12 protein-coding genes are annotated in these 19,501 nt (G+C 52.6%); 6 read left to right on the top strand and 6 right to left on the bottom strand.

The features are described 5' to 3' along the window. Nucleotides 1-13: 13 nt before the first annotated feature. The 3 genes from SBL51_RS07595 to SBL51_RS07585 all read right to left on the bottom strand — a co-directional run bounded on the left by SBL51_RS07595 (nucleotide 14) and on the right by SBL51_RS07585 (nucleotide 4,792). Complete coding sequence (locus SBL51_RS07595; protein WP_317930295.1) at nucleotides 14-1,093, bottom strand: hypothetical protein; 1,080 nt, start codon at nucleotides 1,091-1,093, stop codon at nucleotides 14-16. Continuing rightward, entirely contained in the window at nucleotides 1,086-2,264 is a 1,179-nt protein-coding gene (locus SBL51_RS07590) for a hypothetical protein (protein ID WP_317930294.1), read from the bottom strand. The genes SBL51_RS07595 and SBL51_RS07590 overlap by 8 nt, the downstream gene beginning before the upstream one ends. A 2,036-nt stretch (nucleotides 2,265-4,300) precedes the next feature. Further along, nucleotides 4,301-4,792 (bottom strand): hypothetical protein, encoded by a 492-nt coding sequence (locus SBL51_RS07585; RefSeq protein ID WP_317930293.1) that lies wholly within the window; start codon nucleotides 4,790-4,792, stop codon nucleotides 4,301-4,303. A gap of 1,014 nt (nucleotides 4,793-5,806) precedes the next feature. Between SBL51_RS07585 and SBL51_RS07580 the strand changes: the two genes are divergently transcribed. Together SBL51_RS07580 and SBL51_RS07575 are read left to right on the top strand one after the other, a co-directional pair. Beyond that, nucleotides 5,807-6,775: an acetaldehyde dehydrogenase (acetylating) gene (locus SBL51_RS07580; RefSeq protein ID WP_317930292.1), complete on the top strand. Its 969-nt coding sequence runs from the start codon at nucleotides 5,807-5,809 to the stop codon at nucleotides 6,773-6,775. 378 nt (nucleotides 6,776-7,153) lie between these two features. Continuing rightward, entirely contained in the window at nucleotides 7,154-7,969 is an 816-nt protein-coding gene (locus tag SBL51_RS07575; RefSeq protein WP_317930291.1) for a putative porin, read from the top strand. Between the two features lie 89 nt (nucleotides 7,970-8,058). On the opposite strand, the gene SBL51_RS07570 is transcribed toward SBL51_RS07575, so the two are convergent. Continuing rightward, a complete protein-coding gene (locus SBL51_RS07570; protein WP_317930290.1) occupies nucleotides 8,059-10,020 on the bottom strand; it encodes an acyltransferase family protein in 1,962 nt (653 codons plus the stop codon). Between the two features lie 344 nt (nucleotides 10,021-10,364). Here SBL51_RS07570 and SBL51_RS07565 point away from each other — a divergent pair, with 344 nt between their 5' ends. Further along, entirely contained in the window at nucleotides 10,365-11,102 is a 738-nt protein-coding gene (locus SBL51_RS07565; RefSeq protein ID WP_317930289.1) for an alpha/beta hydrolase, read from the top strand. Between the two features lie 261 nt (nucleotides 11,103-11,363). Here SBL51_RS07565 and SBL51_RS07560 read toward each other — a convergent pair whose 3' ends face one another. Together SBL51_RS07560 and SBL51_RS07555 are read right to left on the bottom strand one after the other, a co-directional pair. Then, a complete protein-coding gene (locus SBL51_RS07560; protein WP_317930288.1) occupies nucleotides 11,364-12,344 on the bottom strand; it encodes a helix-turn-helix transcriptional regulator in 981 nt (326 codons plus the stop codon). Nucleotides 12,345-12,422: 78 nt separating this feature from the next. Next, the gene (locus tag SBL51_RS07555; RefSeq protein WP_317930287.1) at nucleotides 12,423-13,337 is read right to left on the bottom strand and encodes a GGDEF domain-containing protein; all 915 of its coding nucleotides are present in this window, start codon (nucleotides 13,335-13,337) and stop codon (nucleotides 12,423-12,425) included. Between the two features lie 416 nt (nucleotides 13,338-13,753). Here SBL51_RS07555 and SBL51_RS07550 point away from each other — a divergent pair, with 416 nt between their 5' ends. From SBL51_RS07550 to SBL51_RS07540, 3 genes are all read left to right on the top strand, one after another. Then, the gene (locus SBL51_RS07550; RefSeq protein ID WP_317930286.1) at nucleotides 13,754-16,285 is read left to right on the top strand and encodes a TonB-dependent receptor; all 2,532 of its coding nucleotides are present in this window, start codon (nucleotides 13,754-13,756) and stop codon (nucleotides 16,283-16,285) included. A gap of 74 nt (nucleotides 16,286-16,359) precedes the next feature. Continuing rightward, entirely contained in the window at nucleotides 16,360-18,363 is a 2,004-nt protein-coding gene (locus SBL51_RS07545) for a phytase (protein ID WP_317930285.1), read from the top strand. A 447-nt stretch (nucleotides 18,364-18,810) separates the two neighbouring features. After that, on the top strand, nucleotides 18,811-19,365 hold the full coding sequence (locus tag SBL51_RS07540) for a GbsR/MarR family transcriptional regulator (protein ID WP_317930284.1): 555 nt from the start codon (nucleotides 18,811-18,813) through the stop codon (nucleotides 19,363-19,365). Nucleotides 19,366-19,501 lie beyond the last annotated feature (136 nt).

Below are 19,501 nucleotides of genomic sequence, written 5' to 3'. Positions count from 1 at the left end.
GGTGAGTGCAATTTTACCGCGCCCGAGCATTAATTTTGGCAACTAAATCTTTGGCTGCTGATTCCGCAGCTAGTTTAAGTGCATTATTTTTTGCTATTGTTCTGGTAGGGCCGACTCCAAAGTACTGTACTGGGCCAACTTTTGCTACCGCAGAGCCGCGTTGCTTCACGGATAATATTTGGCCGGTTACTGAAACCGCAATTTTTATGTGGCCGGTTAGTTTGTCAGTGAGCTCTTCGTCTATATCGAGCGTGCCTATAGCAAAGTACTGAACCGGGTCCTGTAGCCCTTTTAGCCCTTGCAGCGCCTCACTTTTTGTTCTTGGATAAATGTCATTGCCTTTCTCGTAGTCTTTTACAAAGTTGGTTGGATCAAATAGTCCGCCAGTTTCATCGATTAGCAAGGCTGCATCAATTACGTTTAAGTTTGCATCTGTAAATACATCGCCCATAGCAACGTCAATTTCATTGGATGTAGAAACGCTCCATAGAATTTCGTCGTTTAATTGAGTTGTTGAGGTTTCTGTTGAAATGCTCTGCGTGCTTGACTTGTTGATTGATGCTGCATTTTCGTCATTTGATTTTTTGATTGCCTGAGTAGTTCCTTTGGTGTTTGATGCAGACTTAGACGTTCTGATGACTTTGCCTGTCTGCTCTCTGGCAACAAAAACAAATGTGATGTATTCGTCGGAAACTTTATTATTTCCCGGTATTTCGTTTATTTTTCTAACTAGTAGTGGCTCGTTAATTTGTGCTCTCAAAACCACCGTATATTTTTTTCTACTCTTGTCAATGGTTTCATCAATAATCGTTGGTTGCCCTATGATGTAATCTGTAATCTTGTTGTCGATCTCTGATTTAACTTTGTAGTAATTTCTTGAGAGTGATTGTTGCTGTGTCGCTATCCAGCCTTCGACTAACTGCTGCAATGCTTGGGTCTCCGCGCTGCTTCTTTCTTCATTGTCGAGTCTACCTTTGTATTCGCTTGTTCCCGCACCTTGAAATTCGATAGCAAAAGCGCGTGGAGTATTTAAGGAAAGCAAAAAAATAGATGCGACCAAGAAAAGCAAGGTCACGGTAGTTTTTTTAGCCATTGAAGAGTCCTTTTTTCGTTTTAAACTGTACGCTTGTTTGGTTGTCGCCACCGTGCTGTTTGAGCCATTTTTTATCAGGTCTAGCTAGTTGGGATATCAACTCGTCGACAAATACCTCCAGGCAGTCCACATATGCGGCCCATTCATCGATATTTTTTTGGTTTTTAGCTACTAATTTGGGTATGCCGTAGTAAAGCGTTGTATTGATGTACTGCTTATTGGTAATGGCTTGTGTGAATTGCATGTTAAGTTGACAGGCAAAGAGCAAATCGTCTTCATTAAATATTTGGCTCTTTGCGTTCATAAAATCGAATTGAAATGTGTAATCTGGGGGAGGGAGTGAAAGATTGTAAATGGCTCCATCTGCGAATCTTCCCGCCATGGTGTTGTTGATTGCATAGCCTTTTACGAAAGGCAGTACCGATACATTATGCTGGTGAGACAGTTGTGCTGAAACGTATTGCCCTAGATATTGCATTTCTGCATTAATATTTACTGTTTCGGGGACTAGCATCAAAGTGGTTTCTGAAAAATTAAACTCCTTTATCTGGAATCTTAAGCCGATTTTTCTTTCCGGTTTTATTAGCGAAAGTTTTTTTGCTGCTAACTGTAATATGCCGTCAGTGGCCTCATCGCCGAGATACAATGAGCTTAGTAATTTCTCTGATTCCAGTTGCAGATCTTCGCTACTCTTTATAAGTCCGTTGGATGCTGCCGCAATGGGGTAATTAGCAACTAGAGTCTGCGATGAAAAATCAAAAATTATAATCTGCCCAGAAATTTCAGCGATAATTTTAATTCTATCCCCGAATTGTTCGTGGCTAACTTTCTCATAGTCAATTGCGAAGGTGACCGCTAAATCGTCGCCCGCCTTAAGGTGGCCTAAGTCATCAACTAGTGACATTCCCGTCGGGGGGGTATTTTCTATTGCGCTAAGTAAAGTTTTATTAAGATCGCCTCTAGATTTTGTGTCTGATTCTTCGTTAAGTTTAAGTCCGACAGGATAGTTGCTGAGAATGTATGAATGGCTTCCCAAAAATGAGACACCTGAGAATCTTATTTTGGGTAATGCCTGAGAAGAGTGGGCGGAGGTGAGTATTAGTGCTGTCGCGCAGAATAGGAAAGCTCTTAACCTGTTGAGCTTAATTTTGCTTTTTATTTGAGTATCCATACGTTTGTTAGAGTATCCATACCTGCGCTTAACAATTCTTGATTCTTCTTGACGTTTTGATGAATCGAATTTGGTTATTGGCGCTTATATAGGTTAAAAATCTAATTCTTGTCCAATGTGTCGGGAAGGCTGCTGGTCCTAATCAGTATCAGTATTTTTATTGCAGGCTTACCTAGCAGGCGTAGACAATTGAGCGACCTTGATTCCTCAATGCCAGATAAGAAAAGATGTAACTAAGAGGTTGATTACTGATTAAGCGCTTTACCTACACGGCCTTAATTAGTGACCCAAAAGCATTCGCCTATATCGATCGCCTGACTGTTGTAGGTCGTATTAATGCATTCGATTCTCCTACTTTTCTTCTGTTGCTGTCAATACTGTGATGGCGTAGTCATTTTGACGTATTGATGGTAGCTAAATTCTCATTTTTAGCTTCCTTGCGGGTTGAGGGCGAACCTATCTTCAGTGATGAGGATAGTAGCCATGCGATATTGACTAAATATTCAAAAATAGTGTTTCGTTGCGGAAGGTCTAGGCCTGGGCGGTTGCTATAAAGAGTGACGAACTATCAGTAATTTCGTTAAAGGATGGGTTAAGACTATTCTGCTGGCACTGTTAATGCCCGCCAACTTCTTTAGAGGAGCCGGCCTGTGCTCTGCCGCCAAAGTTCTCATCCCTCAATGTTATGCTTAATCTGGATGTTCTAGGACCGACTCCAAGAATTTATAATTTCTTGGAGCATCATCTATAGAAGAGGGCGTCGCTGGATGATCTTCACAATTTGGGCAGAGTAGAAATTGGTGGTGGCATATCCGTGTAGTGAGTTGATGCCCAAAGGGTGTTTTTTGTCTGTTTGTGGATTAAAACCTACGTCGCAAACGTAGCGGTATCAGGGCGCTGCCAATAACAGCAAGTACACAAGTGGCCAATAATAACAGTTGGTAAATGGTGCTTTCGGAGGTGGTAAGGAATAGAGCCAACCAATGTTCGAAATTGGCAACCACAGACCAATAGCCGTTATAGAGCACCACACTCAGCGCCAGGCATAAAAACCAAAAGCCATAAGATAAGGCGGCGGCCGTTAGAATATAGTTAAGCCTTTTGCCTTTCTGGCTAATCCTCTTGGCCAGTACAGCGGCGTAGATAATAGGCGCAACCATCAGTAGTGCCAGTAAAGCCGCCCGGAGTGTACTTGCCTCGTCGGTTATATCTAAATGTTGTGGTGCCACGTGACTGCGATGCCTTCTAAGTTTTGGTCTTACAAAAAATGAGACAAGAGCTCCCGCTAAAGGAAGAGTGCATACTACCTGGAATACGCAGATTTCCAAATTGATAGTAGAGAAGCGATATAGTTAGATTAGTTGTATTGAAGTCTATATCGAGTGAAATCTACGGTTTGGAATGCAAAGGTTAAATGTTGGAGCGCAGGGCCCCAAGGTTGGAGTGCAGAGCCTCAATGTTTGAGCGCAGAACCCCGATGTTGGGATGCTGGGCCCAGATACTCCCCCTTTTTCCACCATTATCTGTGCATAGCTATAGACTCGCGGGCCTTTCTTCGAGGAACTCTGTGTATATTTCCTCATGGTTGCCCCTATCTGCAAGAGAAGTCGGGATCGAAGCTTCAAAGTTTGATTAAAATATGTGCGGTGACGGAGTTCGTTGCTCCAACATTAGAGCAATTTTCTACGGGAATGGCCTAAATAACTCCGAGTTCCGAGAAAATATTGAGAATAGTCGATACTTTATGCACAGGTACCGCATATCAGTACCTCAATGTTGACGATGTTTTCTCCGACGCTGAATAGATATGCACAGAGATTCTTGATATTTGCTCCATCATCGGAGTAATTTGCTCCAATTTTCTTCTCTAGAACGGCTGATTTCTGTCACGGAAGGTGGATTCGGAAAATATATAGAGGTGTGGGGTCTATTGCTGAGTCGCTAACTGCTGAAGAGATGTTATAGCCGCAATTAAAAATTCCGCTGATAAATCGAAAGTCTTTATCGGCGGAATATAGATCAATAAAACCTACCGTTTACTGATCGGCTTCGGTTTCTTCTGTTTCAAGGCTGCGCCGAGAAGATGGGAATCGAGTGGCAAGATCATCGCGTACAGTCTTTGCGCCTAATTCATCCTGATCTGCCGCCATCTTAACACTGCGATAAAAGATTAATGCAGCTTGATACGCTTCACTGCCTGCAAGCAGTAGGCTGTCATCAATGCTGTCTGCTAGCGGACGCATAGTTCTTTGCAGATCACGTAATATTGAAACAGCTTTCATATCATTATCAAACAGAGTTTGACTTAGAAATGCCGGAATTAAATTGGGGTATTTAGCTGAATACTCTTGCGCCTTTTCGACAAAATCGATAGATCTTGGCCCCATTTTGGGAAGCTCTCGGCGAGCAGCATTTGAAATGCTTATTAAATGTGGCCCGAGGGTATTGTTAAGCGTCAATGCTGCTTCTTTGATAGTTTTTAAGTCTGCTTCTGGGATGTCTAGTTGAAAATCATTTTGTTGTGTCATGAGTTATCCTTTTTTATTGGCTTGGTGTAGGTGTGGCGTGTTGATATTTGGTTTGGCTGGGCGGAATTTTTTTTTCAAGCGTAAGTAATGATTTTTTGTTTCAAAATATTAAGTTTGTCATGTGCAGCCAATGAATCTCAAATTCTGCCCGGGTTGGATTCTATGGTTCGTGGTTAATATTTCTTGTGGCCTTTGTCGCAATTTCTATTTTGACTGTTATATCTACAAGCATTTTTGGGGGTGCTAATTTCGGGGCGGTTGGCTGCCTCTGATTTTTAATAACAGAATTAGAGGAAGGGTTAATAATTCTAATCTGTATAGAATTCACCGGATTATTGGTGTGAGTGAATTTCTGATCTTAATTATGTGTGTTGGAACTGGGTGGTATTAATTGGTGTTCGGTTTTAATGGCTTGTTCTTCTGATTTTGTTTTTATCTTATTTTTCACAGGCGTTGATCAGGTTTATATATTTTCTATTTGTGACGTTGGTCGATGGCTGAATGTGATTTGGGGGTGTTTGGGCTTGGGGTGGAAGTGTGCTTGTTTGAAGGGTGTTATGGATTAATTTATTGCTATTGACGAGGTGTTATTAGATGGCTCTGTTGCTGGAGGTGTTGTCTGTTTTGGCCATCTTTAAAGAAGGGGGAGTGGATTTGTAGAATTCAAGTTTATGTATGTCGCTTAGTTCATTGTTGTAACGGTAGTCGAGCATTGGGCTGTTGATTTGAAAAGTGCCGAACCTGCCGCCTATTCTCTTGTTTTAATTTTAAATGGTTAAATAGGCGTCTTTTGACGCTGCTTTCTCCTCGGCAAACCTCTCAATCCTATTGCAATTCCTCAGCTAAAAACCTAGACCAATTAATACTTTTGTATTAGGTGTCGACACTCCAGTCATTTTTTATGACCGGGTCTTTATTTCGTTAAGGCATGTCAGATCTCCCAGGATATTAATTTTTGCGACGGTATTATTCTTAAAGCTGCTAAACACTGTTGTTGGATATTCGGGAGTTGTTATGTTGAGTCATGGTAATGCTTTAAATGTCGCGATTATCGGTTCCGGCAAGATTGGCACCGATCTTTTGATCAAGATTGATCGATCTCACTATCTTAACTGCTCCCTTGTCGCGGGCCGTAATTGTTCCTCTGAGGGGATGATTAAAGCGCGTGAAATGGGTGTGGCGACCAGTGATGAAGGTATAGATGCTATTTTGGCCAATGCCGATAACATCGATATTGTTTTTGACGCCACCTCGGCGAGTGATCATCGCCGTCATGCCCCCTTGTTGGCGGCGGCTGGTATTAAGGCGATCGATTTAACGCCGGCCAAGATGGGCCCATTTTGTATTCCGGGGTTGACCGGTAACTCTTTAGCGCAGGCGGAGAATATCAACATGGTTACCTGTGGTGGCCAGGCGACCATTCCCATGCTGGAGGCGATTACCAGTGCCTTTCCGGCCGCGACGGCGATTCATGTACGGACGTTGGTTACCCCTGACTCGGTTGGCCCGGCGACGTTTGCCAATATTGATGACTATAAAGAGACTACCCGCAATGCGATTTACGCATTTACCGGCGTGACCGATGCGGTGATTGAGCTGCTGGTGGATGAGGATCCTGCGCGCGAGAAGATGTCCAGTAAGATGCGTATTGAGATGCCAAGCTGTGACATGAAAAAGCTGCTGGTGGCGATGGCTCTGCGGGAAAAATTGATGCAGGAGTATGTGCCGGGTTATCACGTATCCATGGATCCTCATTTTAGTGAGGGTGTGTTGACGGTCGAGATATCGGTGCAAGGGCTTGGTGATTGGATTCCGTCGCATGCGGGTAACCTGGATATTATTACCTGTGCGGCGATTGAGGCGGCTGAGCGTTACGCCCAAGCGATGGCCGAGGAGCGACCAGCGTTCTGGGACCGTTTCTTCTCTTACGGCAAAGGTTGGTTTGGCAGCAAGCCGGATTGGAAAGATGGCGTTGTAGAATAACTGTGTTACCGGGGTCTTTTGTGGCCCCGTTCTCGTTCTCATCCTTGGTTGTTATCCCGCCTTTTTTATTCACCTTCGGTTCAGTTATTGGCCACTATTTTTACTCGGCACTTTGCTGCGTCGGGCAGTTTTTGGCGTTTGGTTTTAGGGTGGCTGGTGGGTTTTGTGACCGGTTATAAAAATTTTTATAACAATGGATCCCGGCGATTCCACCGCGACCAAAAGCTCCTTAGAATTGCCGCCACCGATACCGCTGGGTGTGGGTGTTGATCATAATTTATTCATTTTAAAAATTACGTTCGCACGCTGTATGGCATGCGTTTGGTTAAGCGTGACGTCAGAGTGCGCAACAGGATCATAAAGCTATTACGGAGAATCATGATGAGAAGAGAATTATTGGTTTCAGCAGTGGCCTTGGCCTGTGCCGCGCCTGTCATGGCGGATAAGTACAGCGTTGAGGTAAACGCCGGCTATGGTACCGGTGAGATTGATCTGGATGCCTTTGATGTTGATCTTACGGTGTGGAACCTGGGTGGTTCCTACTACGTTTGGGGTGCCGATGACAGCAAAGGGCCGCTGGCGGAAGCGGCGTTTCTTGACCGTTCCACCACCGTTTTTGCCAACTACACCAACACTGAGTTTGAAGCCTTTGGCAATGATTTTGATATCGACTCCTACAATGTTGGCGGTTTATTGATCGATAAGGAGAGTGGCTGGTTTGGCGGTATCGCTTATACCAAAGATGATAGCGATGGTGACGACGGGGATACCTGGGAGTTGACTGGTGGTAAGTATCTCGCTCAATACACCACCTTGTCGGCGACCTATACTAGTTCCGAGGTTGGCTCTGATGATACCGACGACTTTAACGTGGATGTAAAGCATGTTGCACAATTGGCTGGCGCGAGTGCTTTAGCGATTACCGGGGGGATCGGCTATTCCGATTCCGATGTGGTGGATGACACCACCACCGTGGGTGTTGGAGTAACCTACTATCTCGACAGCAGAATCGGTTTTGGCGCGGGTACTTCTCTGGCCAGCTCTGATGATTCCGATGTGGTGAGTTTTGAGCTGCATGGTTCCTGGTTTCCGGTTAGCAACATTGGGCTATATGCTTCTTATGCAATCTCTGAAGATGACGACAACGATGTTGATACCGATCTCTTTTTGCTGCAAGGGGTTGTTCGGTTTTAGTTAATTCGGATTAAAGTAAAAGCCCCAGGTGTTGGCCTGGGGCTTTTTTGTTTTTGGGTTTAACACATCTCTTCCGATTGCAGTGGACATTAGCTGGTTTTTATAGCGCACTGTTCAATGATTAGTTCTGCTGCCAGCTTAGCTCCGTAATACGATAGATGACTACTATCTCTTACGAGTAAAATTCCTTCTGGCGAGAGCATGCTGTACTTGCCCCGATGTTGAAATAGTTTTTTATGAGAATAAACACAACTGTTTGGGGGTTGATCCAATGCTAACGATAGGAGAATGGCATAGTCTGCCCCTATCATAGATTTTTCTTCAAATAGGCATTGGGCCGCATCACCAGTTACTGCCAGTCTATGTATACATTCAGCTGCAGTTATGGGGAAGTAGGGCATATCCACAACCGCAATAACATGTTTGCCAGCACGTTGTAGTCGTGCTGTCATATTTTTGAGTGCCTGAGATGCTAACTTGGCTTGAGCTTCTGGATTTAATGGCGAACTCTCTTCAGCAAACTCCACAACTGATAGACTCTTAGCCAAGTTAACCAAGACTACGGTTGTAATTTTATTATCATTAATTATGTACTCTACATAACGGTCGACCAATCCTTTGCATACGCCGGGGGGGTTACTGAACCATCCTCTGCTTTCAGAAAGTTCAGTGAACGGTGGACATGTTGGTCGGCCAACGTTAAATGTGCCTACCTGGTAGCGCTCAGCGAGGATTTGACCTAACCCGCCCGCCAGAGCATTGGCTGTCGAGTCACCTACTACTGCAACTTGTACGTTGTCTATGTCACCATAAAACCGGCAAAAATAGGCATCATTCGAGAACTGCTTGATACAGCTTTCGCTTTTTATGTTCTGCCTTTGCAGTTGTCTTTTGTTCTCAATCATGGCGTAACGATCAGCTTTCGCCTGCGTGGCATTGGGTAGTAGGAATTGAAACGGCAGGGTGGCGAAGAGCACCATTGCCACTGCTCGTACCGGTATTTTCACCGCTAGGGGCTGGAAACTCTTTTTGTGCAGTATTGGCCGTTCAACAAATCGGTAGGTGGCTATAGCGGCAAACAGGGCAATAAACAGCGCAGTGGTTATTGTTTGCAGGTTGTCGTTACCCAGCATTAACCAGTGGTGTACGGTTAATATAGGCCAGTGCCATAGGTAGAGGGAGTAGCTGAGCAGTCCCAGTTTCACTAACGGCTCAAGCTTGAATTTACCGCCGTGTTCACCGCTACTGGAGGTGCCGGCCAGTATCAGTAGCGCGGCCAATACCGGGACGGTGGCGATATAGCCCGGGTAGGCCATCTCGCCATTGAGTAAAAAGCAGCAGGGAATAATTAATGCCAGGCCGGCCCAGGGGCCAATGCGCAGATGGAATTTATCGCCCAGGAGGCCGTTGGGTTGTTGCGCCAGGGCTAACAGGCCGCCGGCGCCCAACTCCCAAAAGCGGGTAAAGGGCAGGTAAAAGGCTGCCGCCTCATTGATGGTGGTGAGCCAAACCGCCGCCAAGAGGGAGGTGATCGTTACCGCCCACATACTCGGCATTAGCAATTTTGCCCGGTGTGCGAACAGCAGCAGAAACGGCCACAGCAGGTAGAACTGCTCTTCAACCGCCAGGCTCCACAGGTGCAGCAGTGGCTTACTGCTGGCGCTGGCGTCGAAGTAGCCGCTCTCACTGAGCAGAATAAAGTTAGAGGTATAAGTGAGTGCGCCAAGCAGATGTTTATAAAACGACTGCAGTTCCACTGTGATCATTAAGCGGGGGGCGATGGCGGTTGCCACGGCCAGCATTAAAAACAGCGCCGGCAGCAAACGCTTGGCTCGTCGCCACAAAAATGCCAGATAGGAAAAGTGATCGCTGCGGATATCGGCCACCAAGCGTTGGCTAATCAGGTAGCCGGAAATCACAAAAAAGGTGTCTACGCCAATAAAACCCCCAGGCATAAACCGGGGAAAGGCGTGAAAAAGAGTAACGGCCAAAATGGAGATGCCCCGCAGGGCGTCAATATCGGGGCGATAGGGGGGGCGGCTTCCTTGCATTGGGGCTTGCTTATCCTGCTTATCCATAGCTGGCGGTGGTTAAATCTTGGCCACCTGGGTTGGCTGTGTTCGGTGATTTGGGCGATTAGAACACACATTACCAGTAGTGTTAATTTCTTGGTGGTATTTACTAATTCAGGCAGGAGGTTTGGTGGGTAACTGGTTGCTTTGGGGCTTTTAACGGTTGTTCAAATAGTCGGCAAAAATACCCAAGTATCGACAATTGACCCTGGCTGTTCGTGGGGTGATCGGTGGCAGGTAAAATGTTCGCCGAATTGAGATGAATAATACGGATTTGAGTCTATTTGGCAGGTAAGGAACATTTAAAAGCGTAAGGATTATCTATGAGGTCATTTCTCTTTCTGCGTTACACAATTCTTCTATCGACCATTTTGCTCACCGCCTGCGCCAGCATCAAGGTGCCGATGAACCAGTTGAGCTTCAGCGGCCCGCAGTCGGATCACAAAACCCTGGTGATTGCGCTGGGTGGTTTGGGGGGCTCGCCCAAGGATTTTGAAAAATACGGTTTTGTGGCGGCCTTGCAACAGGCCTACCCCAGTGTTGACCTGGTCTGCCCCGATGCCCACTTCGGCTACTACCGCACGCGCCAACTTCTGCCCAGGCTGAAGGCGGATATTATCGAGCCGGCCAAGGCGCAGGGTTATCAGCGAATCTTTCTGGTGGGGGTCTCCATGGGGGGCATGGGGAGCCTGTTGGCATTGCGTGATCTGCCCGCGCAGTTTGCCGGTGTGGTGCTGCTCGCGCCCTACAGTGGTGAGGCGGAGCTGCACGCTCAGGTGCGTGACTATCTTAACAACGGCGGCCCCGCACCCTGGCAACTGGGTCTGGACGGTCGCAAACAGAGTATGGCCGAGTTGTGGCAGTGGCTGCTGGCCAATGAGGCTCTGTTACAAAGTGGTAAGGTCTGGCTGGGTTACGGCGATAACGATCGTTTAAGCGGCCACGATCTGCTGGCAGAGCTGTTGCCCAAGGAGCGGGTATTTACCATGGCCGGTGAACATAAAGCGGTGGTGTTTGCCGAGTTGTGGCGTACTGTATTGGCGGAAAAACCGTTTGATTAAGCCGAGTGATTTCATCGTTGGTAGCGGTCCACCTTGCGCGACAAAACGCTGGCGTGAGTCTCCCTAGCGATTGCTTGTTCCGGGCAACTTGCAGCCGTTGAAACGCGCACGTCGCCAGCGGTGATGACACCGGCTGCCCAAGTCGACAAGCTGTTGGCGCTCCCCACTTCTCCAAAAAAACACACACCACCATGGCGCGAATAGCCGGCAGGTGGTCGGCCCCCTCCGTGTGAATTTTCTATTGCCATCCGGCTGTGACGACTAGATCGCCAAGTGTGCGAACCCAGACTCGGTTTGTTGCAGCAGGGCGGCGGGGGTTTGGCCGGTCCAGCGTTTGAACGAGCGCCGAAAGCCGGCGCTGTCGTGAAAGCCAAGCTGCTGTGCCACGGCTTCGGTGGAGAGTCTCTGGTGGTGTAATAGGTAGAGTGCCCGGTGCAAACGCACCTGGTCCAGCAGCCGCTGGAAGTGGCTGCCGTGTTTTTGCAGGTGGCGCTTGAGTGTGGCGGGGCTTATGGCCATGGCCGCAGCCAGGGATTCCAACTGCAAGGCGCGGCTATCGCAGGCACAGAGGGCGGCCATCAGTTGGTCGTAAATTGCCGCTAACAGCGGTTGGCTGGCCGGCAATTGCGCCAGTTGTTGCCCGGCCTGGGTTAGCGCCAACTGGCCGGTGATACCCTCCGCCTGCCAGTTTTGAAACAGATATTCACGCGGAATTCGCATCAGATCACAGGGTTGTCCAAAGGCCAGGGTATCGCCCATGTGTGCCCAGTATTGCTCGATGTACTTGGGGCGGGTGTGGCGAAACGCCAATTGCCAGGGCGGGCGCGCACCCAGCTGCCGGCGGCTGAAGGCAATGACCGCCACCGTGCTCGCCTCGACCAGCGCCTGGGCTAACTTGCCAGCGCCACAGCCGTCCTGCCAATAGAGGTAGCCGTAGTGGTCATCCAGGTGGAATCTGGGCACCAGCAGCGGTGACAGCAGTGGCTGGTGTTTGACGAACAACTCCAGCGCCGCGTACAGGTTGGGGGCCAGCATCAGAGCCCTACTGGCGGCGCCGTTAGCCCCGGGCAGCAGGCGCTGGCCCAGTTGAAAGGGCGCCTCATCGCTGTTTAACAACTGCAGGGCGTTGTCGAGAATCCGGAAAGTCTGTTCAACACTGATCGGCGGGTTGCTGTGCAGAATTTCGTCCAGGAACAGTTTGCTGCCGCGCAACACCCGATGGCTGTCCAGGTCGCGCTGCAAACACAACTCCAGCAGGCTAAGCGGCAATCCTTGCGCCGGTATGAATCGCGTAGCACGCGTGTACCACTGCATCGGGTGTCAGGCCCTAAGCGCGAGCGGCTGTTTAGCGCGCAACAAGGTCAGTTGCAAGCGTTCCAGCAACTGCTCCGGGCTCTCCTCCCGTGCCATGGTCACGGCGGTGGTCGCCTGTAGGTGAACGCGCTCACCCAGCTGTTGCAAGCTGCTGCGGTAGACAAAGTGGGCGATGGACTGCTGCAACTCGCCGGCCATCACCCGGGCCTGGGTTTCGCCGGTGCGCGGCAACAGAATGACAAAGCGGTCGCCGGCCAGTCGGCAGAGCAGGTCGTCGTTGCGCAGGCTGAGCAGCAGCAATTGGCTCACCGCCAGCAACACCCGGTCGCCTTCGGCGTGGCCAAACTGCTGGTTAATGCCATCAAAGTCGTTGATGTCCAGCGCGATTAAGGTCATCGGTTGCTGGCCTTCGCTTTGTTGGCACAGTTCGATCTGCTGGCGCAAATAATTGGCATCCGCCAGCGGCGTCAGCCGGTCAAAATGGCGATGTTCGCGAAACAAGCGCTCGCGTTTTTGCAGCTGGGCGCTGATGGCCAGTTGCTCGTGGTGCCAGTGGTAGAGGCCGTAGGTGAGTATCAACATGCCCAGGCTCATCGGCAGGGATTCCAACCAGTGATCCCAGCTGACCGCTTCCGGCAGGCGAATAAATTCATCCAGGGTGTCGGCCCACCAGGCGATAAACATCAACCCCAAGCCCAGAGTCAGCAAGGTGGTGATGCGGCCACTGGGGCGGCTGTTGAGAATCAGGCAGAGCCAGACAAAGGTCAGCACGCCGGCGCCACCCTCGCCGACGATATCCATCCCACTCCACTCGGCCAGAGGCTTCCAGGCACCGGTGCCCAAATAGAGCAGCAGCAGCGCGTTGGCGAGCAGCAACAGCAAGGCGAGTTTGGTGAAATGTAGGCGAAGAAAACTGGGCATGAGCGGTCTGTTATCCGGTGGCAGGCGGCGCGCGCCGCGAGGAGAAACGCAGCTCACCAGAAGTGTGTGACAACTGTGTGACAGCCAGGGGAGGCAAATCGGCTCACCTAAGCCGACTCAAAATCTAGCCAAACCCGGTAATTAAAACCCCACCCGCCTGAAAAATGGCCCTGCCGCCACTGGTGGCGGTGCTTCCCGGCCGCACAACCATGGCCGCGGGGAGTCCTATCGGCTCACTTTGACTGGTTCAAGCGTTGCCAACCGCCGCCAGCCGGGCATCGGCGAAAGCGCTGTCACGGAACTGTCATTTTGCATTCCTAGCATCCGCAGCCAGAACTTACGCCCCTCAGAGATCCGGCCCGCCGATCCACGGGGCGCCAACCGTTTCCCGACCACCGATTATGGAAGGCCCAATCATGAATAATCCTCGCGCAGCCATGCTGACTTTCCACTCGCAGTTGTTGCTTAGGTTAACCGCCGCCAGCGTGCCACTGCTGACTCTGGCTTCCGCCCAACTGATGGCCGAGGAGGCTATCCCGGAATCGAACATTGAGGAGATACTGGTAATTGGCCAGGGCGCGGCCCTGGATAACGCCATTCGCAAACAGCGCATGGCCGACAGCATTAAAAGCGTGGTCAGCTCTGACGCCGTGGCGCAGCTGCCCGACGAGAATGTTGCCGAAGCGGTGCAGCGCCTGCCCGGCATCTCCATTGAGCGCGACCAGGGCGAGGGCCGTTTTGTCAGTGTTCGCGGCCTGGCGCCGGACCTCAACAGTGTGCAGATCAACGGCACCACCATCCCCTCGCCGAACAGCGACACCCGCGCCGTGGCCCTGGATGTGATTCCGTCGGAATTGGTCGAGACCCTGTCGGTGGTGAAGGCCGTGACACCGGATATGGACGCCAACTCTCTGGGCGGCAGCATCGAGGTGGAGAGCCTCTCCGGCTTCGATCACCAGGGCCGCTTTTACACCTTTTCCGGCGACCAAACCTACGACGACAACACTGAGCAGTACAGCGGCAAGCTCTCCGGTGCGGTCAGTGACCAGTTCAGCCTGGGCGGCGCAGAGGACAATTTGGCGGTCGCCCTGGCGTTCAGTTGGGAGCAGCGCGACTTCGGTTCGGACAACGTGGAGACCGGTGGCGGCTGGGATTTTGACCAGGGTGCGCGCCTGGAAGAGACCGAAATGCGGGACTACGAAATCACCCGCGAGCGTACCGGCCTGGGGCTGAACCTCGACTACAAGATCGGCAATGGCGGTATCTTCCTGCACAGCCTGTACAGCGAATTCACCGATACCGAAACCCGCAACGCCGCCGGGGTGGAATTCAGCGATCCGGTCGCCGCCGGTGACAGTGCCGATGCCGAGGCCTGGCGCGAGCTGAAAAGCCGCGAAGAGACCCAGAAGATTGAATCCTATGTGCTTGGTGGCGACTGGGCACTGGGTAACTGGACTTTTAATGCTCAGGCAGGCTACAGCGAATCCTCGGAAGAGACACCGGAGCACATTGCCGGTGCCGAGTTCGCGAGCAACGATGACTTCACCAACGTCAGCTTTGGCAACAGCCGCAGGCCAACGGTCGTCGCCGCTGCCGCCTTTTACGATGCCGGCGCCTATAGCCTGGACAAGGTCAAGTGGGAGCAGCAATACACCAGTGATACAGAACAGAACATCAAGCTCGACCTGGCCCGTGACTACGTGTGGTCGGGCATGGCCGCGCAGCTTAAGTTGGGCGCCAAACTCAGCCAGCGGGAAAAGGACAACGACGCCAACGCCTGGAAATACAAAGACTTCTCCGATTACGGCATTGGCGACCAGCAACTGCTGCTCAGCGGCTACGCCGGTTCCAGCGTGGATTACAGCCTGGGTGATTTCGGCCCGTCGATTAATGCCTCAGGCGTACGCAGCTTGTTGGCCGGCCTCAACAAAAACGAGTTTTACAACGAGGAAGATTCCCGCATCGAAGACTTTGTCATGGATGAGGACATCACCTCCGCCTACCTGATGAACACCCTCGACCAGGGCCCACTGCGCGTGATTGTCGGCCTGCGTTTTGAAGCCACCGACTTCAGTGCCGAGGGCACCGGTTTAACCGATGGTGACTACCAGTCGGTGAGCGCCGACAACGACTACCAGCACTGGCTGCCCGGTGCCCACCTGCGCTACCAGTTGGGCGACAACACCCAACTTCGCGCCGCCTGGACCAACACTGTGGTGCGGCCATCGTTTGAGCAACTGGCGCCGGGCTTCGTGATCGACGATGACGAAGCCGCCTTCGGCAACCCACAGCTGGACCCGCTGGAGTCGTCCAATATTGACCTGGGTATCGAACACTATTTAGGTCGGGCGGGTATCGCCTCGGCCTTCTTCTTCTACAAAGACATCAGTAACTTTATCTACCAGACGGATCTGGCCGGCCAGGGTGAGTGGCTGGATTTCAGCGAGGCGGAGACCTTCGCCAATGGCGACAGCGCCACCCTCTACGGTTTGGAGTTGACCTGGTCACAGCAACTTGGGCAGCTGCCGGCGCCCTGGAACGGCCTGCTGGTGGGTGCCAACCTGACCGTCACCCATTCCGATGCCCGTATTGGCAGTGGCGCCAACCAGCGCGACATCAACCTGCCGTTCCAGTCCGATCAGGTGGGCAATGCCATGATTGGTTGGGAGAACGAAAAACTCAGCGTGCGCCTGTCGGCTAATTACAAGTCCAGTTTGCTGTCTGAGGTGGCCTTCGACGACCCGCAACACGATGAGTTTGTCGACAGCCAAACCTACGTGGATTTGACTGCCAACTACTACCTCACCGATCAATTGCGGCTCAACTTTGAGGCCCACAACATCACCGACGAAAGCTACTACGTCTACACCGGCCGGTCGGCTTTCAACACCCAATACGAGGAGTATGGCCCGTCGTTCAAACTGGGCATCACCTTTGTCTCAATGTAAAAATCCCGCCGCTTACGCAGGGTCCGTCGACGTCAGCGATGGCGTGACGAAAGGTAGTTAATTAGCGAGTAATGATGAACAGCAAGCGAACCCATCAATCCGGGCAGTTACGCATCGGAATATTGTCGATAAAAGCCGTGGCTGCCCTAGTCATCGGCGCCAGCCTCCACGCTTGTGGGGGCAACCTGCAGTCCACGGCTGGGGCTGGGAATGAGGCATTAACCTGGCAGCCGAGTGCCGTTGCCACCGCTAGCCTGGATCGCCTGGTGCTGGCCAGCAGCGGTTTGACCCTGCTGGCGGTGTCGGGCCAGGGGCTGGAGTTGCGCAGTGGCGACCAGCAAGTGCTGGACCAGCTGGCCGGCAGCTTTGAGCAGTTCGACGTGCGGCCACTGGCCCCGGGACGCTGGCTGGTGGCGGCGGTCGACGACACGGCCCAACGAGCGCTGGCGGTGGTGGTCAGCGACCAGCACTTTGGCCAGGCGGTGACCCTGCCCACACAGGAGTACGCGCTGTCCAATGCCTGCCTCTATCAAGCCGCCCACGCCAATGCCAGCGCGGACAACTATCTGTTTGTGGTGAGTGAGCAGGGCGCCGGAGGCCAATGGCTGTTGGGCAGTGGCGAACAGCTGCTGGCCGAGCCGCTCCTGGTTCGCAGCCTGCCAATTCCGCCCAGTGCCAGCTTTTGCCAGGTGGACGACGCTTTTGGCGATCTGTTTGTCAATGAAGAGGCCGTCGGTTTGTGGCGTTTCCCCGCCGCCGCTGAAGCCCCCAGCCAGCGCCAGCCGGTGGCCATGGTCGCCCCCTTTGGCGAGATCGAGGGGGAGGTGGGCAATATGCGGGTGGTGCCCGGTGGCCTGCTGCTGATCGACCCGAAAGCGGCGCAACTGCACCCGCTACAGCGCCAGCCGCAGGGCTGGAAGCACTGGCCGGCCAAGCCCCTGGCTGAAATCGCCGACGGCCAACAGCTGCACGCCACCACAGCCGACGGCGGCCTGGCCTTAACGGTGCGTGACGACGACAGCGGCCGCTGGTGGCAAACCCAATTCGCCTGGCCCGCGCCCGAGGTCCGTGCGCCTGCGCCGCTGCCGGTGGTGCGCCCGGCGGTGGAAACCGATACCGCCGACCAGTTCGGTGATGCCATGGATGACCCGGCGGTGTGGATCAATCCCGCGCAGCCACAGCAATCCCTGATCTTGGCCACCGATAAAAAGCGCGGCCTGCGCGTTTATGGTCTGGACGGCCACCAGCGGCAACTGCTGGATGTCGGCCGCCTGAATAACGTGGATGTGCGCAGCGGCGTTAAGGCCGGGCCGCACACCCTGGCAATCGCCGCCGCCAGCCATCGCGACCTGAACGCCATCAGCCTGTTCACCATCGATGCTGCCACTCGGCAGGTTGCCCACGTGGCCGACATCGCCACTGGGTTGAGCGAGGTCTACGGTTTTTGTCTCTATCAGCCGGACGAAGACCACCTCTACGCCTTTATCAACGACAAAGACGGCACCTACCTACAGTACCGGATTGATGCCAGCCACTTTACCGGCACAGAGGTACGCCGCTGGCAGTTGTCGAGCCAGCCCGAGGGCTGTGTGGCGGATGACCGCAACCGGCGCCTGTTTATCGGCGAAGAGGACGTTGGTGTTTGGGTACTGGCCGCCGAACCTGATGCCCCGCTTGCACTGCAGCCGGTGATCAAGGTCGGTGGCTTGCTGCACGATGATGTCGAGGGCTTGGGGCTCTATCACCACGCCGATGGCAGCAGTCAGCTGGTGATCTCCAGCCAGGGCAATGACAGTTATGTGGTGGTCAATGCCGAGGCACCGTACCAGGCCGCAGGCGCATTCCGCATCGCCGCCGCGGCTGGCCAGGGTTTTGACCAGCAGGGCATCGACGGGGTCTCGGAAACCGATGGCCTGGAAGTGGTGGCCGCCAATTTAGGCGGCATCTGGTCCCAGGGGATGCTGGTGGTGCAGGATGGCCGCAATCGCATGCCCGAGACCCGGCAAAACCTGAAACTGGTGCCCTGGAGCCAGGTGCAGGCGCTGTTGGCACCGGCAGCCTCGGTGGCGGCGCAGTGAACAGACCGGGAAGCTTAGCCTGCGCCGAGGCTGGCAGCTCAACCGCTGGCCTCGGCGATCAGCACCCATAACAGCCACATAGCCGCCGCTTTACACAATACCCATGACCTGCAAATCGGTACTCCCGTGGCGGCGGGTGGCCAGTGGGCTTCTGGCGCGCTTGGGGTGAGACCACTCGGGCTAAACACCACCGGCGCAGGCTGGGCCTGGCTGCCGGTGCCTATCGATTCCCGCCTCAATGACTATCACCACCCGCAGCCCCGGCAAGCTTCGCGTAAGTGGGCACTCACCAATAGCGCCGCCGACGGCCATCCTCCTTGAAAGCGTTTGACTTGGCTCAAGTCTCTATTCTAAACTTTCAAAAATTACTGAAAGTTTAGAAGTCTTTCCTGAGCGCACCTAGCCCGCAGTAAGCCCGCAATAAACCCGCAACCGAAAGGTACCGCCATGAAGATGAGCCCCGATACCCAGGCCTTTGTTATGCACTTTGGCGAGATGGGTTCCCGCTGGGGGTTTAACCGCACCGTTGGCCAGCTGCTGGCGCTGATTGTGATCAGCGAAAACCCCCTCTGTGCCGACGAGCTGATGGCGGCGCTCTCCATCTCCCGTGGCAATGTCAGCATGGGGTTGAAAGAGCTGCAATCCTGGCGCCTGATCAAACCGGTACACACCCCGGGCGACCGCAAGGAGTACTACGCGGCGGTGGGGGATATCTGGACCATGGGCATGCGGGTGTTGGAGGAGCGGCGCAAGCGCGAGATAGACCCAACCCTGTCGCTGCTGCGCGATCTGTTGATGGAGAGCGAAGCCAACGAGCAGTCCAATTACGCCCAGGGGCGCATGCAAGAGATTCACGACCTGTTGGAGCTGGTGGCCAACTGGTCGAGTGACCTGCAACGGTTAAACCACGACAAGCTGCAAACGCTGATGAAACTGGGGGCCGGAGTGGGCAAGGTTCTGGAGTTTAAAGATCGACTCCTGAAGAAGGGCGATGGCGACTAACGCCGTGGATTTATCGTCGCGCTTCGCCACGTTGTTTTAATTCTATTCACGCTAGTGCGGAGCCCATTGGGCTCATCCTTCTCTCGATAATAATAATGGCCGCTTATCCTCCGTTTTATGGGGGAGGGTTGTGCTC

It is taken from the genome of Halioxenophilus sp. WMMB6 (assembly GCF_033283405.1).
Lineage (GTDB): Bacteria > Pseudomonadota > Gammaproteobacteria > Pseudomonadales > Cellvibrionaceae > Halioxenophilus.
This window is presented reverse-complemented; position numbering and strand designations above follow the sequence as displayed.